The organism is Tessaracoccus massiliensis (assembly GCF_000826065.2).
Lineage (GTDB): Bacteria > Actinomycetota > Actinomycetes > Propionibacteriales > Propionibacteriaceae > Arachnia > Arachnia massiliensis_A.
Genome location: NZ_LN623543.1, coordinates 549,673 through 564,528, shown reverse-complemented (window position 1 = coordinate 564,528; position 14,856 = coordinate 549,673). Strand labels below are relative to the sequence as shown.

General features: G+C 67.6%; 17 protein-coding genes. 7 read left to right on the top strand and 10 right to left on the bottom strand.

Annotated elements, in window-relative coordinates; all coding sequences use genetic code 11:
- Positions 1-20: 20 nt before the first annotated feature.
- The 6 genes from atpA to BN1186_RS15625 all read left to right on the top strand — a co-directional run bounded on the left by atpA (position 21) and on the right by BN1186_RS15625 (position 5,474).
- Entirely contained in the window at positions 21-1,658 is a 1,638-nt protein-coding gene (gene atpA, locus BN1186_RS13175) for a F0F1 ATP synthase subunit alpha (protein WP_040284457.1), read from the top strand.
- Between the two features lie 6 nt (positions 1,659-1,664).
- Complete coding sequence (locus BN1186_RS13170) at positions 1,665-2,576, top strand: F0F1 ATP synthase subunit gamma (protein ID WP_040284456.1); 912 nt, start codon at positions 1,665-1,667, stop codon at positions 2,574-2,576.
- A gap of 8 nt (positions 2,577-2,584) precedes the next feature.
- The gene (atpD, locus tag BN1186_RS13165; RefSeq protein WP_040284455.1) at positions 2,585-4,036 is read left to right on the top strand and encodes a F0F1 ATP synthase subunit beta; all 1,452 of its coding nucleotides are present in this window, start codon (positions 2,585-2,587) and stop codon (positions 4,034-4,036) included.
- 3 nt (positions 4,037-4,039) lie between these two features.
- Entirely contained in the window at positions 4,040-4,450 is a 411-nt protein-coding gene (locus BN1186_RS13160) for a F0F1 ATP synthase subunit epsilon (RefSeq protein WP_040284454.1), read from the top strand.
- An 82-nt stretch (positions 4,451-4,532) separates the two neighbouring features.
- Entirely contained in the window at positions 4,533-4,991 is a 459-nt protein-coding gene (locus BN1186_RS13155; RefSeq protein ID WP_052460163.1) for a DUF2550 domain-containing protein, read from the top strand.
- Positions 4,992-5,300: 309 nt separating this feature from the next.
- Complete coding sequence (locus BN1186_RS15625) at positions 5,301-5,474, top strand: hypothetical protein (RefSeq protein WP_180349083.1); 174 nt, start codon at positions 5,301-5,303, stop codon at positions 5,472-5,474.
- Between the two features lie 153 nt (positions 5,475-5,627).
- Here the strand turns inward: BN1186_RS15625 and BN1186_RS13150 are convergent, their stop codons facing one another.
- Positions 5,628-6,227, bottom strand: a complete 600-nt coding sequence (locus BN1186_RS13150) for a cob(I)yrinic acid a,c-diamide adenosyltransferase (protein WP_040284453.1) — start codon at positions 6,225-6,227, stop codon at positions 5,628-5,630.
- A 27-nt stretch (positions 6,228-6,254) separates the two neighbouring features.
- Here BN1186_RS13150 and BN1186_RS13145 point away from each other — a divergent pair, with 27 nt between their 5' ends.
- Complete coding sequence (locus tag BN1186_RS13145; RefSeq protein ID WP_040284452.1) at positions 6,255-6,929, top strand: peptidylprolyl isomerase; 675 nt, start codon at positions 6,255-6,257, stop codon at positions 6,927-6,929.
- Between the two features lie 241 nt (positions 6,930-7,170).
- On the opposite strand, the gene BN1186_RS13140 is transcribed toward BN1186_RS13145, so the two are convergent.
- The 9 genes from BN1186_RS13140 to pgm form a co-directional block, all read right to left on the bottom strand.
- Entirely contained in the window at positions 7,171-7,404 is a 234-nt protein-coding gene (locus BN1186_RS13140; protein WP_040284451.1) for a hypothetical protein, read from the bottom strand.
- A gap of 93 nt (positions 7,405-7,497) precedes the next feature.
- The gene (locus BN1186_RS13135; RefSeq protein ID WP_139651107.1) at positions 7,498-7,812 is read right to left on the bottom strand and encodes a hypothetical protein; all 315 of its coding nucleotides are present in this window, start codon (positions 7,810-7,812) and stop codon (positions 7,498-7,500) included.
- Positions 7,805-8,584, bottom strand: coding sequence for an alpha/beta fold hydrolase (locus tag BN1186_RS13130; RefSeq protein ID WP_040284450.1), 780 nt, complete (start codon positions 8,582-8,584; stop codon positions 7,805-7,807). The genes BN1186_RS13135 and BN1186_RS13130 overlap by 8 nt, the downstream gene beginning before the upstream one ends.
- A complete protein-coding gene (locus BN1186_RS13125; protein WP_040284449.1) occupies positions 8,581-8,853 on the bottom strand; it encodes a hypothetical protein in 273 nt (90 codons plus the stop codon). The genes BN1186_RS13130 and BN1186_RS13125 overlap by 4 nt, the downstream gene beginning before the upstream one ends.
- The gene (nucS, locus tag BN1186_RS13120) at positions 8,853-9,545 is read right to left on the bottom strand and encodes an endonuclease NucS (RefSeq protein ID WP_040284448.1); all 693 of its coding nucleotides are present in this window, start codon (positions 9,543-9,545) and stop codon (positions 8,853-8,855) included. The genes BN1186_RS13125 and nucS overlap by 1 nt, the downstream gene beginning before the upstream one ends.
- A gap of 647 nt (positions 9,546-10,192) precedes the next feature.
- On the bottom strand, positions 10,193-11,434 hold the full coding sequence (locus BN1186_RS13115; RefSeq protein ID WP_052460162.1) for an AI-2E family transporter: 1,242 nt from the start codon (positions 11,432-11,434) through the stop codon (positions 10,193-10,195).
- Complete coding sequence (locus BN1186_RS13110; protein ID WP_052460161.1) at positions 11,431-12,573, bottom strand: DivIVA domain-containing protein; 1,143 nt, start codon at positions 12,571-12,573, stop codon at positions 11,431-11,433. Before BN1186_RS13110 ends, BN1186_RS13115 begins: the two co-directional genes overlap by 4 nt.
- Positions 12,574-12,712: 139 nt before the next feature.
- Positions 12,713-13,162, bottom strand: a complete 450-nt coding sequence (mce, locus tag BN1186_RS13105) for a methylmalonyl-CoA epimerase (protein ID WP_040284447.1) — start codon at positions 13,160-13,162, stop codon at positions 12,713-12,715.
- Positions 13,163-13,206: 44 nt separating this feature from the next.
- Positions 13,207-14,829, bottom strand: a complete 1,623-nt coding sequence (pgm, locus tag BN1186_RS13100) for a phosphoglucomutase (alpha-D-glucose-1,6-bisphosphate-dependent) (RefSeq protein ID WP_040284446.1) — start codon at positions 14,827-14,829, stop codon at positions 13,207-13,209.
- Positions 14,830-14,856: the final 27 nt, after the last annotated feature.

Below are 14,856 nucleotides of genomic sequence, written 5' to 3'. Positions count from 1 at the left end.
CCTAGAAAGAGTAGGACGACATGGCTGAACTCACCATCAGTCCGGATGAGATCCGCAGCGCACTGGACGACTTCGTCCAGTCGTACGAGCCCCAAGCTGCCGGCCGCACCGAAGTCGGCACGGTCGTGTCCTCAGGTGACGGCATCGCCCGCGTCGAGGGTCTCCCCTCGGCGATGGCCAACGAACTGCTCCAGTTCGAGAACGGCACCCTGGGTATCGCACTGAACCTGGACGAGCGTGAGATCGGCGTCGTCGTCCTCGGCGAGTCCGAGGGCATCGACGAGGGCTCCACCGTGCACGGCACGGGCGACGTCCTCTCGGTCCCCGTCGGCGACGGCTACCTCGGCCGCGTCGTCGACGCCATGGGCAACCCCATCGACGGTCTCGGCGAGATCACCGGCATCGAGGGCCGCCGTGCCCTCGAACTGCAGGCCGCCGGCGTCATGGACCGCCAGGAGGTGCGCGAGCCGCTCCAGACCGGTCTGAAGTCGATCGACGCGATGATCCCGATCGGCCGTGGCCAGCGCCAGCTGATCATCGGTGACCGCAAGACCGGTAAGACGGCCATCGCGATCGACACGATCATCAACCAGAAGACCAACTGGGAATCGGGCGACAAGAAGAAGCAGGTCCGCTGCATCTACGTCGCCATCGGTCAGAAGGGTTCCACCATCGCCGAGGTGCGCGGCACCCTCGAGGCAGCCGGTGCGATGGAGTACACCACCATCGTGCACGCGCCCGCTTCGGATCCCGCGGGCTTCAAGTACATCGCCCCCTACTCCGGCTCGGCCATCGGTCAGCACTGGATGTACCAGGGCAACCACGTGCTCATCGTGTTCGACGACCTGACCAAGCAGGCCGAGGCGTACCGCGCCATGTCGCTGCTGCTGCGTCGTCCCCCGGGCCGTGAGGCGTACCCCGGTGACGTCTTCTACCTCCACTCCCGCCTGCTGGAGCGCTGCGCGAAGCTCTCCGACGAGCTGGGTGGCGGCTCGATGACCGGCCTGCCCATCATCGAGACGAAGGCCAACGACGTCTCGGCCTACATCCCCACCAACGTGATCTCGATCACCGACGGCCAGATCTTCCTCCAGTCTGATCTGTTCAACGCGAACCAGCGCCCCGCCGTCGACGTCGGCGTGTCCGTGTCCCGAGTCGGTGGCGCCGCCCAGGTCAAGGCCATGAAGCAGGTCTCCGGTTCGCTGAAGCTGAGCCTGGCCCAGTACCGCGACATGCAGGCCTTCGCCATGTTCGCCTCGGATCTCGACGCCACCACCCGTCGCCAGCTCGACCGAGGCGCCCGCCTCACGGAGCTGCTGCGCCAGGGCCAGTACGCGCCGTACCCGGTGGAGGACCAGGTCGTCAGCGTGTGGTCCGGCATTGAGGGCCACTTCGACGACGTCCCCGTCGACGATGTGCTGCGCTTCGAGCAGGAACTGCTCGACTACCTGCGGCACAACACCTCCGTCCTGACCGACATCGCCAGCGACTTCCAGTTCGGTGACGACCGCAAGCAAGCCACCGTCGCTGCGATCGCCGAGTTCAAGAAGGTCTTCCGCACGTCCGAGGGCACGCTGCTCGTCGGCCGCGAGGAGCACAAGCCGCTCGAGGACGAGGACATCGACCAGACGAAGATCGCTCGCCAGAAGCGGGGCTGATCGACGATGGCATCGAGTCTGCGTGAGCTTCGCCAGCGTCGTCGGTCTGTCTCGACGACCAAGAAGATCACCCGAGCCATGGAGCTGATCGCCGCCAGCCGCGTCGTCAAGGCGCAGCAGGCGGCGCGCTCCGCGGCCCCGTACACGCGCGAACTGACCAAGGCGGTCTCCGCACTGGCCAGCGCGCACGACATCGATCACCCGCTGCTGCGCGCCGTGGACAAGCCCCGCCGCTCGGCGATGTTGCTGATCACCTCAGACCGCGGCCTCGCGGGTGCCTACTCGGCCAACGCCATCAAGGCGGCCGAGCAGCTGCACGCGAGGATCACGCAGCAGGGCCAGGAGAACATCCAGTACATCACCGGCAACAAGGGTGTGGCGTACTTCGATTTCCGCAACCGCCACATCGAGCAGTCGTGGACCGGATTCTCCGATCGCCCCACCTACGCGCACGCCAAGGAGATCTCCGACGTTCTGTTGGAGCGCTTCCTGATGCCCTACGAGGAGGGTGGCGTCGACGAACTCCACATCGTCGGCACGCGATTCGTCTCGATGATGACGCAGAACGCCATCGCGGTGCGGCTGCTGCCGCTCGTGGTGGAGGATGCTGAAGATGACGATGACGACGACGGCGAGCTGAACCCGTTCTATGCCTTCGAGCCCGACGCGACGACGGTGCTCGACACGCTGCTGCCGATGTTCGTCGCCAACCGCGTACATACTGCTCTGCTGCAGTCGGCCGCCTCCGAGTTGGCCAGCCGTCAGAGCGCCATGAAGTCGGCCACCGACAACGCGCAGGATCTCATCGAGAAGCTCACCCGCGCGGAGAACCAGGCTCGCCAGGCGGGCATCACACAGGAAATCACTGAAATCGTCGGCGGCGCCTCTGCGCTGGCCGAATCAGCCGGAAACGAATGAGGTAACAAATGACTGCCACTGTGAGCGAGACGCAGCCGGCCACCACCGGTGGTGTCGGCCGCGTTGCACGCGTCATCGGCCCCGTCGTGGACGTCGAGTTCGCGGCTGACCAGATCCCGGAGATCGGCAACGCGCTGACCGTCGAGACCACGGTCATGGGCGAGACGCGCACCATGACGATGGAGACGGCCCTGCACGTGGGCGACAACGTGGTGCGAGCCATCGCGCTGAAGCCCACCGACGGTATGCGTCGCGGCGCGGAGGTCACCGATACCGGTGCCCCGATCACCGTCCCCGTGGGGGACATCACCAAGGGCCACGTGTGGAACGTGACCGGTGACGTCCTCAACGTCGACCCCTCGTCGATCGAGATCACCGAGCGTTGGCCCATCCACCGTCCGGCCCCAGCGTTCGACGCTCTCGAGTCCCGCACGGAGATGCTCGAGACGGGCATTAAGGTGCTCGACCTGCTCACCCCGTACGTGAAGGGCGGCAAGATCGGCCTCTTCGGTGGTGCAGGCGTCGGCAAGACGGTGCTCATCCAGGAGATGATCTACCGCATCGCCCACAACTTCGGTGGCACCTCAGTGTTCGCCGGCGTGGGTGAGCGCACCCGTGAGGGCAACGACCTCATCAACGAGATGGAGGAGGCCGGCGTCCTCAAGGACACCGCGCTGGTGTTCGGCCAGATGGATGAGCCTCCGGGCACCCGTCTCCGCGTCGCCCTGTCGGCGCTGACCATGGCGGAGTACTTCCGCGATGTGCAGAACCAGGACGTGCTGCTGTTCATCGACAACATCTTCCGCTTCACGCAGGCCGGTTCCGAGGTCTCCACGCTGCTGGGCCGCATGCCCTCGGCCGTGGGTTACCAGCCGAACCTGGCCGACGAGATGGGTCAGCTCCAGGAGCGCATCACCTCGACGAAGGGTCACTCCATCACGTCGATGCAGGCCATCTACGTGCCCGCTGATGACTACACGGACCCGGCCCCGGCCACGACGTTCGCGCACCTCGACGCCACCACCGAGCTCTCCCGTGAGATCGCCTCGCGCGGTCTGTACCCGGCCGTGGATCCGCTGGCTTCGAGCTCGCGCATCCTCGACCCGCAGTACATCGGCCAGGAGCACTACGACACCGCGGTGCGCGTCAAGCAGATCCTGCAGCGCAACAAGGAACTGCAGGACATCATCGCCATCCTCGGTATCGACGAGCTGTCCGAAGAGGACAAGATCATCGTCAACCGCGCGCGTCGCATCCAGCAGTTCCTGTCGCAGAACACCTACATGGCCGAGAAGTTCACCAACATCCCGGGGTCCACGGTGCCGCTGGCCGACACCATCGAGTCGTTCCAGATGATCTGCAACGGTGACGTCGACCACATCGCCGAGCAGGCGTTCTTCAACGTCGGCGGCATGGATGACGTCATGGCCAACTGGGACCGTATGCAGAAGGAAAGCTGATCCATGGACCGCTCACCGCTGCACGTCGAGGTCGTCTCGGCTGACCGCGTGGTCTGGTCCGGCGACGCCGTCAACATCATCGCGCGCACCGTCGAGGGCGACATCGGCATCCTGCCCGGACATGAGCCGCTGCTCGCAGTGCTGCAGCCGTCGATGGTCGAGATCGTCACCGCGGAGGGCACCAGCGAATCGCTGATGGTCGACGGCGGGTTCATCTCGGTGGCGCACGATCACGTCTCGCTGCTCGCCCAGTTCGCTGAGCTGGGCAAGGAGGTCAGTCTCGAGGAGGCGCAGAAGGAACTGGCTCCGCTGGTCCAGAAGGCGCAGCAGGGGCATGCCGACGATGCGGAGATCCATCGTCTGAAGATGTTGAAGGCCCAGGTTCGCGCAGGCGAACGCGCGGCCAGTAACTAGAAGAACCAACGGCTCAGGGCGGCCCTCCATCGGGGGGCTGCCCTGAGCGCATATCCGGGACCGCGGGAGAGGAAGAGCATAGATGTGGGAGATCATCGTCACGGCACTGATCGTGATCGCGTTCGTCCTGCTGCCCTTCATCCTCCTCTATCTCCGCCGCCGCTGGCTCACCGGCCAGGGCGGCCTTTTCGATTGCGCGTACCGGATCAGTGAGGTCACCCCCGGCTCGGGGTGGGTGCTGGGCATGGCGCGGTTCCGTGGTGAGAACCTGGAGTGGTTCCGCTCCTTCTCGTTGAGTCTGCGCCCGAAGAAGGTCTTTCCCCGCGTGGGCACCACGTACGTGCATCAGCGTCAGCCGGCCGGCCTCGAAGCGATCGCGTTGTTCGAGGACTCCATGATCGTCACGCTGCGCGACCGCGCCTCGGGCGCGACCTCGTCGCTGTCGATGGACCGCGACCAGGTGCTCGCGCTGATGAGCTGGCTGGAGTCAGCCCCGCCCGGATCGCACTACTTCCCGAGCAGCGCCGACACCCCCGCCTAGCTGGCCCCTGAGCGTGGCCGCTGATCAGCCGTCCTGGTCTTAACTGAAGGGTTTCGTACCGTAGTCGGTACCAAACTCTTCACCTAAGCCGGACAGCATCCTTCTGGCCCGCCCTCGTGGGTCTGGTGACAGATCGGCTGCGGGGGTTTCGACACGGTCGCGCCCCTCGTCCCTCGGGGGCGACCGGCTCAACCAGCGTCAGGACCAGCCCGCTGCCCCAAGCGTGAAGGAGTGGCCGGGGTCGGGGGTATGCAAGTGCTTCTCCGGCCTCAACCCGAACCCAGGTCCCTAGTTGCCCGACAACGCCGCGTGACAGCAACGCACCCCGACACCGGACGCTCCGGCAACAAGGCCGCCAACGGTGTCGGCCGCAACGACGGGCAACCCGACAGGGCAAAGCCGGGGTCGGGGAATGAAGGGCGCGAGTTCGAGCGCAAACCGACCCGCGTCAACGGCGACGTCGCCCACGAGGAGGACCAGTGAGCGAGCGCCCTTCTTTCCCCGATCTCGGCGGAACCTGCCCGCTGTGGAACAGGTGACAGATCGGCTGCGGGGGCCCTTTACTTCCACCTGTCCGGCGCTTCGCGCTGGGACATGCTCAGCACAAGCGTCGGGCGGGGCGCGATGCTCAGGGACCTACTGGGTGGGCTTCTCGCGGTCGGTGCCTGGCACCCAGAGGACCTCGTGCTCGGTGCCGTTGGTGGCCCGGCTCATGATGAACAGCAGGTCCGAGAGACGGTTGAGGTAGGTGATCGCCAGGGAGTTCACTCCACCATCGGTGTCCATGCCGTGCTCCTCGGCGCAAGCCCAGGCGGCGCGTTCGGCGCGGCGGGCGATGGTGCGGGCCACGTGGAGCTGTGCGCCGCCGGGGGTACCGCCGGGCAAGATGAAGCTCCGCAGCACCGGCAGCTCCTCCTGGAGTTCGTCGCAGTAGGCCTCAAGCCGGTCGATGGAGGCCTGCTCGATCCGCAGCGGCGGCCACTTGGGATCCGGATCGAGGGGATTGGAGATGTCCGCGCCCACGTCGAAGAGTTCGTTGCGTACCAGCGCCAGCATCTCCACCACGCGCTCCGGTAGGCCGCCGAGCGCGACGGCAAGGCCGACGGCGGAATTGGCCTCGTCGACGTGACCGTAAGCCTCCACACGGCGGTCCGTCTTGCGGACCTCGGAGTTGTCGGACAGGCGGGTGGAGCCGGCGTCGCCGGTGCGCGTGTAGATCTTCGAGAGTGTGACCATGGTCCCAATCTATGCCAAGGTGGGTGGGTGCGTATCCGAGTCTTTGCCCTGTTGAGCGCCGCGGCGCTGATCTCCCTGTCCGCGTGTGGCGACGCCAACCAGTCCAACCCTGAGCCTGTGACGGCGGAGAACACCACCACCTGTGAGTACCCGCCGGCCGGCGAGCCCGCCAAGGCCGTGGACGCCCCGCCCACGGCGGGGGTGCCGACCCAGGGCGAGGTGACGGTGACGCTGGGCCTGACGGCCGGCGACGTGACGATAACCATGGATCGCGCCAAGGCGCCGTGCACGGTCAACTCCTTCGTCTCGCTGGCGGAGCAGGGGTACTACGACGACACGGTGTGCCACCGCTTGACCGATTACGGCATCTTCGTGCTGCAGTGCGGCGACCCGTCCGCCAGCGGCATGGGCGGCCCCGGCTACAGCTACGCCGACGAGTTGGAGGCCATCGAGGACCTGAGCCCCCAGGAGGCGTACCCTGCGGGCACGGTCGCGATGGCCAACGCGGGGCCCGACACCAACGGCTCCCAGTTCTTCCTCGTCTACGCCGATTCGACGCTGGATCCCGATTACACGATCTTCGGCACGATGGATCAGGCCGGCACCGATGTGGTGGGCGGGATCGCGGCGCAGGGCGTGGACGCGGGCGATCAGACCTCGCCCATCGCCGAGGCCAAGATCACCACGGTCTCGCTCGGCTGACGTCAGCCGTCAAGGGCCGCGCGAACGGCGCCGACCAACCGCGTCGGGCCGATCGAGCATCATCAGGTGACCGGTGCCCGACACCTCGCGCCAGTGGATGGGGTGCCCCAGCACTCCTGCAGGACCCTGCCGAGCCTGGGCGACGGATGCGGGGCCGCGGTGAGGGCGACGGTGGGGCACCGCGGGCCGGGGCGTGGGTCAGGCCCCGGCGGTGCCCCCGCAGCCTGAGATGAGGACGACCTCACCCATGCGCAGGGTGGGGATCCAGGAGGAGCGCGAGGAGAGCAATGGCGCCGCTCGTCAACAGGATCTGCGCGGACTGGAACGACCGGTGCCCGGTACCGACTGCGGAATCCCACCAGACGGTCAGCAGCATGAGGGCCACGATGAGGACGGTGACGACGGCGGCGGCTGCGCCCCAGGGGAACCAGCCCCGCCGGCGCGCCAGCCCGACGGTGGCCGCAGCGATCGTCACCAGCTGAACAACTGCCCCATATGGTTGCCGCTGAAGCCGTAGGTGAGGCCCTGGACCATCAGCGCCACCGCGCCGATGGAAGCCGCCGTGGCTTCATAGATCACGACATCGGTCAGGCCGACGGCCTAGAGGAGCAGCAGGAGTGCTGAGGCGAGGCTCATCAGGATCATGGCGATGCGCTTGCGCCGCCCCGGCCATCATCGCCAGCGACAGCGTGGATGCCAGGTCGATGCTGGGATACGGGTTGACCCAGGACGTCACTTCGACGAGCACATGGGTGACCACCCCCTCGGGCAGCAGCGTGATCACCAGCGACAGGAGGGCCATCGCCCAGAGGTAGCCGGGCAGCCATCGGACGAACCACGGCACGGCCCCGGAGACCGTGGGGGCCGCGGCCGGCTCAGTCATCGCTGAGGAGGAGACGCACGATGCGGATGAAACCCTCCGGCTCGTCGGCGTGGACCCAGTGGGCCGCATTCTTCAGCGTCACCTGGCGCATCCGGGGGAAGAGCCGACGCATCGGCTCGACATGGTCCGGCTGGATGTAGGGGGAACGCCCACCGGCCACCCACACCACAGGGCCGTCGAACTCGCCCTCGATGGGCGGCCACCCCCCGATGTCGTGGAGTGAATCGGCCAGCAGGTCCAGATTGGGCAGCCAGAACCACACGTCGCCCTTGTGGTGGAGGTTCTGCAGCAGGAACCGGCGCACGGTCTTGTCCGGGATGAGCTCGTCGAGTTCGTCGTCTGCCTGGGTGCGGCTGCGGATCTCCTCGAGGTCCAAGGTGCGCAGCGCCGCCACCAGGTTGACGAACTGGGCGGCCTCCACGTTCCTGGCAGGTGAGATGTCGACGATCATCAGCTTCTCGATGAGCTCCGGCGCCTGGAGCGCGACGCGCATGGCGATCTTGCCGCCCAGCGAGTGGCCGATGAGCGTGACGGGGTGGTCGAACGTCTGGTAGAGCCACTCGGCCACCTCGGCGGCCTGGTTGTCCAGGGAGAACGTCTCCGTCCAGGGGGAGCGGCCGTGGTTGGGCAGGTCCACCAGGTAGCAGGTGGCGATGTCGCTCAACGCGGTGGCGATGGACCCGAAGTTCTTGCCCTGCCCGAAGAGGCCGTGCAGGAAAACCACTATGTGTTCCCCGGAGCCGACGACGAGGTGGTTCAGTTCGGTGCTCATGCCTGCCCCCAACAGAAGGTGTGCCAGTGCCGCCGTGCATCCAGCCCCGTGGTCAGCCCGTAGGCGGCGTTCTCGGGCCAGGCCACGACGTGCGCGGTACCGGGAGCGACCCGCTGCTGGCAGCCCGGGCAGCGGTACTCCTTCTCCGCGCGGTGCGCGGGAACGTCGCGCACGATGTAGCTCGTGCCACCCTTGCGCACCCGCTGCTGCGAACCCCCGGAGAGGAGCGGGCGTGGGGCGCGGAGATGCTTGGAGCGGCGGCGGCCCATCAGAACAGCCGCTCGTCTGCGTTGTCGAGCCCCCGCAGCGCGTCGTAATCGACCAGGCGGCACTCGATGCCGCGGTCCGTGGCCAGCGTGCGCGCCTGCGGCTTGATCTGTTGGGCAGCGAAGATGCCCCGCACGGGGGAAAGTTGGGGATCGCGGTTCATCAGCTCCAGATAACGGGTGAGCTGCTCGACGCCGTCGATCTCGCCGCGGCGCTTGACCTCGACGGCGACGTAGCCGGCGTCCTCGCGGCACAGGAGATCCACCGGGCCGATGGGCGTGAGGTACTCGCGTTGCACGAGCTTGAGGCCGTCACCGAGCGTGGTGGGGTGCTCGGCCAACAGCACCTGGAGGTTCTCCTCGACGCCGTCCTTCTGCAGGCCCGGGTCGATACCGAGCTCGTGGGCCGAATCGTGCAGCACGTCGGCGATCGAGATGTGGAGCGTGTCGCCGTCCTTGGCGCGCACCTGCCAGACCTCCGTGATGCCCAGCCGCTCGGCCGCCTCAGGGTCAGGCTCGCGCACCGACAACGTGCACGGCGGGCTCATCCAGTTGAGCGGCTTGTACGCCCTGTCATCGGCGTGCACCGAGACCGAGCCGTCCGCCTTGACGAGGATGAGGCGCGTAGCGAGGGGGAGGTGGGCGGTGAGCCTGCCCACGTAATCAACCTGACACCTCGCAATGACCAAACGCACCAGTCCAACCTACCAGCACCGGGTAGGGGAGCTGGTCCCTGAGCCTGAGCTCTGCGAACGACGAAGGGCTCCCGCAGGATGCGTTGTGGGGTGATCTCGGCCTGGTTTGCACTGCGGTTCGCCGAGAACTGGCTCATCCAAGCCCCGGAGCGTGCTGCGGTTCAGCTGGGGTCCGGCCGCTGCCGGGGCCCGGAGCGTGCTGCGGTTCAGCTGGGAGCGGCCGCAGCCGGGCCCCGAAGCGCGCGAGTTTCGTGGGTGGCCTCGGGAGGACCTCTTGGCGGGTGCGGCTCGGGAATTGAGCTCGCGCGCATCGGGGCCCGACTGCGTCCAGGGACTGCGGACGTGCCGGATCGTTGCGTCCGCTGCTGTGGGTGTTCGGGTGCGTTCGTCTCCGTCCCTTGCTGCGGCGCGGGATCGCCGCCGGCACGTCCGCAGTCCCGGCTCCCGCGCTGCGCGGCGGGACTGGCTGGGGCCCGTGCTTGCTGGTCGGGCCTGGGCGTGCGCTGCGGTGATGGGTGGGGCGATTTCTCAGTATCCCTAGTCCGGCTTAGGGGCCCTTCGACCGGCCGCGAGCGGCTGGCTCAGGGGACCGCGACGATCAGCGCTTCCCTGGACCGGCTGACGCCCACCTCTGGGGAGCCAGGTGGTCAGGAGGCGTCGAGGGCGGGCTGGACGATCTCGCGGTACAGCAGCAGGACGGCGGCGGTGGTGGGAATGGCGATCACGGCGCCGATCACGCCGAACAGCATGCCGCCGATGATGGCTGAGAGCACCACGAGGGCGCCGGGCACCTTCACGGTGCGCTTCATCACGTTGGGGTAGAGGACGTAGGCGTCGAGCTGCTGGTAGATCAGGAAGTAGATGATGGTGGCGATGCCGATCTTGGGGTCCACAGCGAAGCCGACGATCGCGACCGTGATCATCGCCAGGCTGGAACCCACCAGGGGGATGAAGCAGAAGATCGCCACCACGAAGGCCAGGGCCAGCGAGTAGTCGCTGAGGCCGGCGATGTTCATGAAGATGAACGCGCACACCGAGGCGATCGAGACGATGACGAACATGCCGGTGATGTAGCCGGAGACGCCGCCGAAGATCTCGTCGGCCAGATACCGGGCGCGACGGCGGCGCGATGCGGGGGCCAGCGCGTAGATCGTCTCCTTGATGGCGGGCAGCGACGCCAGGAAGTAGATCGTCAGCACCAGGGTCACGATGACGGAGAACACCAGGTTCGCCACCAACCGGCCCGCGCCCATGATGCCGCCGAAGAGGCTTTCGATCAGCGATCCGGAGGTGATGAACTCCTGCGCCCGTTGCAGCACCTCGTCGCGCTGCTCCCATTCTGCGAGGATGGGGTGGTTGAGCAGCGTCTGCAGCATGCCGGGCAGCTGGCGGGTGAGGTTGGTGGCCTGTTCCGTGATGATCGGGACGAGAGCGGTGACACCCAGGGCGAGGACGCCCATCAGCAGCAGCGCCACGAGCGTCACGGCGAACCCGCGGGGCATACGGCGCCTGGTCAGGAAATCGACGGCGGGGCTGAGTCCCAACGCCAGGAACAGCGCCAGCACCGCGAGGATGAGCACGCTCTGGACGGTGAGCACCGCCTGGGCGAGCGCCAGGGCCACCAGCACGCCGATGGCGCCCATGAAGCCCACCGCGAACGGGGAGTACTGCTTCTCCTCGGTGAGGTGGAACGTGGGGGGCACCGGCTCGACCACCGGCTCCGGGATGGGGGTCAGGATCTTGCGGGCGCCCCTGGCGGTGCTGCCGAAGAGCCTGCCCACCACCCGCGGCAGGCGGGCGCGGCGACGACCCACCGGTTGCGGGGTGGTGGCCGGCTCCAGCGGGTCCCCGGGCCCGGGATCTGGAGCGCCGCCCGCGGTGTCGGTCACCTGGAGTCGTTCTTGCGGATGATCGTGGTCTCGTCCTCAGAGACCCGGGGAAGGACCTGCGTGGCATCGGCGGACTCACCCGGATACCGGTGGCTGGATTCCTCGGCGAGCGCCCGGAGGTTCTCGAGCTGCCCCAGCGCGTTGACGCGGCGGGCCTCCAGGGAGGCGATCTCCCGTTCCAGTTGCTCCTTGCGCCAGGCCACCTTCTCCTCGAGGTCGTTCTCCGCCTCGCGGGCACGCTTGCGCATGACCTCGAGGGTCTCCTCGCACTGCCGGGTGGCGGTGAGCTTGATCTCTTCGGCGGTCTTGACGGCCTCGGCGCGGATCTCCTGCGCCTCCTGGCGGGCCTTCGCGGCCCGGTCAGCGGCCTCCGCCGCGTCCTTGTCCGCCTGCGTGATGCGCTCCGCGATGGCCTCGTCTGCCGCCTTGGCGTTGGCCGCCAGATCCTTCGCAGACTTCTCCGCGGCGCGCTGCGTCTCCAGCTTGAGCTCCGCGGCTGCGCGTTCCGCACCCTGCTTGAGTTCGATGGCCTGACGCTGCGCCTCCTTGAGGATGCTCGTGGCCTCCGACCGCGCGGCTTCGAGGATGCCCTCGGCCTGGGCGGTGGCGCCGTCGATGACGGTCCTGCTCTGGATGCGCGCGTCCTCGACGATGAGGTCGCCGTCGCGGCGCGCCGTTTCGAGGGTGGCCTTGCCTGCTTCGGCCTGCTCCTGCCGAAGTTGGCGCAGGCTGGACAGGCCGGTGAGGCGCACGTCGTCGGCCTCCTGCTGCGCTGATTCGCGCAGGGCCGCGGCCGTGCGCCGCGCCTCGGTCTTGATGCGTTCCGCCTCGTGCTCTGCGCGGTCGATCAGGTCTCCCGCCTGCGCCTCCGCAGCGCGGAGGAGGCCGGTGGCATGGGCGCCGAGCCGCGTGAAATCGGTGTCACCGACGGATTCGCGCACGAACTTCGTCTCGCGCGTCTGCTCGCGGACATGGGCCCTCAGCTCCGCCACGCGGTTCTCCAACTCGCGCACGTAGCTGTCGACGGAGTGCTTGTCGTAGCCCAGCATCGCGTTAGGGAAGCTTCCCGCGGCCGAAGCCCTCTCGTCGAACAGGTTGAGTCCGGTCTCCTCGGTCTCGAGGTCCTGGGAATCAGTCACCGTTGCAGTCCTTCCGTCGTGCTCGGTCCGAGCCTAGTCGCTGGTTGCGTCAGATCACGGGATGCGACGCGTGAGGGGCGGGGCGGACATGCCGCCTCGCCCCTCATCCGTCAGTTCGGGCCTCGTGGAAACCCTCAGCTCAGTGGGCCGTCTGCTCCTTGGGGAGTTCGACCAGCTCGAGCAGGACGCCGCGGGCATCCTTGGGGTGCACGAAGTTGATGCGCGAGCCGCCGGTGCCACGCTTGGCCTCGGGGAACAGCAGACGCATGCCGCGCTCCTTGAGGACCTCGCTGACGTGGTCGAGATCCGCCACGCGGTAGGCGAGCTGCTGCATGCCGGGGCCGTTGCGGTCGATGAACTTGGCGATGGTGGAGTTCTCGTTCAGCGGCGCGAGCAGCTGGATCTTGGCGTTCTCCTCGCCCTGTGCGCCGGTGCCCATCATGGCCTCGGCGACGCCCTGCTCCTGGTTGACCTCGCGGTGCAGTTCGCGCCAGCCGAAGGTCTCGGTGTGGAACTTGACGGCCTCGTCGAGGTCGGGGACGGCGAGGCCGACGTGGTCGATGCAGATGAAAAGATCGGTGTTGTCCATGGCTCCTAGTTTTCCATACGGGAATGGTGGGGTGGGTTGGGGGTCTAGGCCAGCGCCGCGTCGACGAGTTCCTTGGCGGCCTTCTGGACCTCGCGGAGGTGGTCCTCGCTCTTGAGCGACTCGGCGTAGATCTTGTACTTGTCCTCCGTGCCAGAGGGGCGGGCGGCGAACCAGGCATTGTCGGTGGTGACCTTGATGCCCCCGATGGGCGCGTCGTTGCCGGGCGCGTTGGACAACACCGCGCGGATCGGTTCACCCGCCAACTCGTCGACGGTCACGTCAGCGCGGCCCAGCTTGCTGAGGCGGGCCTTCTGGTCGCGATTCGCGTCCGCGTCGACACGGGCGTAGTAGGACGTGCCGAACTCGGCCTCCAGCTCCGCGTAGTGCTCGCTGGGGGTCTTGCCGGTCACGGCGATGATCTCCGAGGCGAGGAGGGCCAACAGGATGCCGTCCTTGTCCGTGGTCCACGTCGTGCCGTCGAGCGTGAGGAACGACGCGCCGGCCGATTCCTCGCCGCCGAAGCCGAGCGAGCCGTCGGTCAGGCCGGGGACGAACCACTTGAAGCCCACCGGCACCTCGACGAGACGTCGGCCGAGCTTCGCGGCCACCTTGTCGATCAGCGAGCTGGACACCAGCGTCTTGCCGATGCCCGCGTCGGCGCTCCAGCCGGGGCGGTTGGCGAACAGGTAGTTGATAGCGACGGCGAGGTAGGCGTTGGGGTTCATCAGCCCGGCATCAGGGGTGACGATGCCGTGCCGGTCCGCGTCCGCGTCGTTACCGGTGGCCACGGAGAACTTGTCGCGCTGGTTGACCAGCGAGGCCATGGCGTTGGGGGAGGAGCAGTCCATGCGGATCTTGCCGTCGGTGTCCAGCGTCATGAACCGCCACGTGGGATCGACCTTGTTGTTGACGACCTCGATGGGGAGGCCCTGCTCGGCCAGGTACTCCCAGTACTGGACGGCGGCGCCGCCCATGGGATCCGCGCCGTGGGTGAGGCCAGCGGACTGGATGGCCGGGAAGTTGAGGGCCTGGGCGAGCTCCGCGCAGTAGGGGGAGCGGTAGTCGTAGCGCTGGATGTCCGAGGCGATCTTGTCGTAGGAGGTGCGCTTGACCGCACCCATGTCGGCGAGCAGTTCGTTGGCGCGGGCGGCGATCACCTTGGTGGCGTCGGTGTCGGCCGGGCCCCCCGTCGGCGGGTTGTACTTGAAACCGCCGTCGCGGGGCGGGTTATGCGACGGGGTCACGACGATGCCGTCGGCCTTGGCGCCATTGCCATTGTTGTGGCGGATGATGGCGCGCGAGACCGCCGGGGTGGGCGTGTACTCGTCCTCGCGCTCGGCGAGCACCTCGACGCCGTTGGCGTGCAGCACCTCGAGCGCGGTCTTCCACGCCGGCAGCGACAGCGCGTGCGTGTCCTTACCGATGAACAGCGGCCCGGTGGTGCCCTGGGCGGCGCGGTACTCGACGATCGCCTGAGTGGTGGCGGCGATGTGCGCCTCGTTGAACGCCGTGTCCAGGGACGAGCCGCGGTGCCCGGAGGTGCCGAAGACCACCATCTGGTCTGGGTTCGACGGGTCCGGCGTCTTGTCGTAGTACGCGGCGAGGACGTCGTCGACGTTGATGAGATCTGATTCCTGAGCCGGCTGGCCGGCGCGCTCGTGTGCCATGGGGACCATGCTATCCAGCGGGGTCGC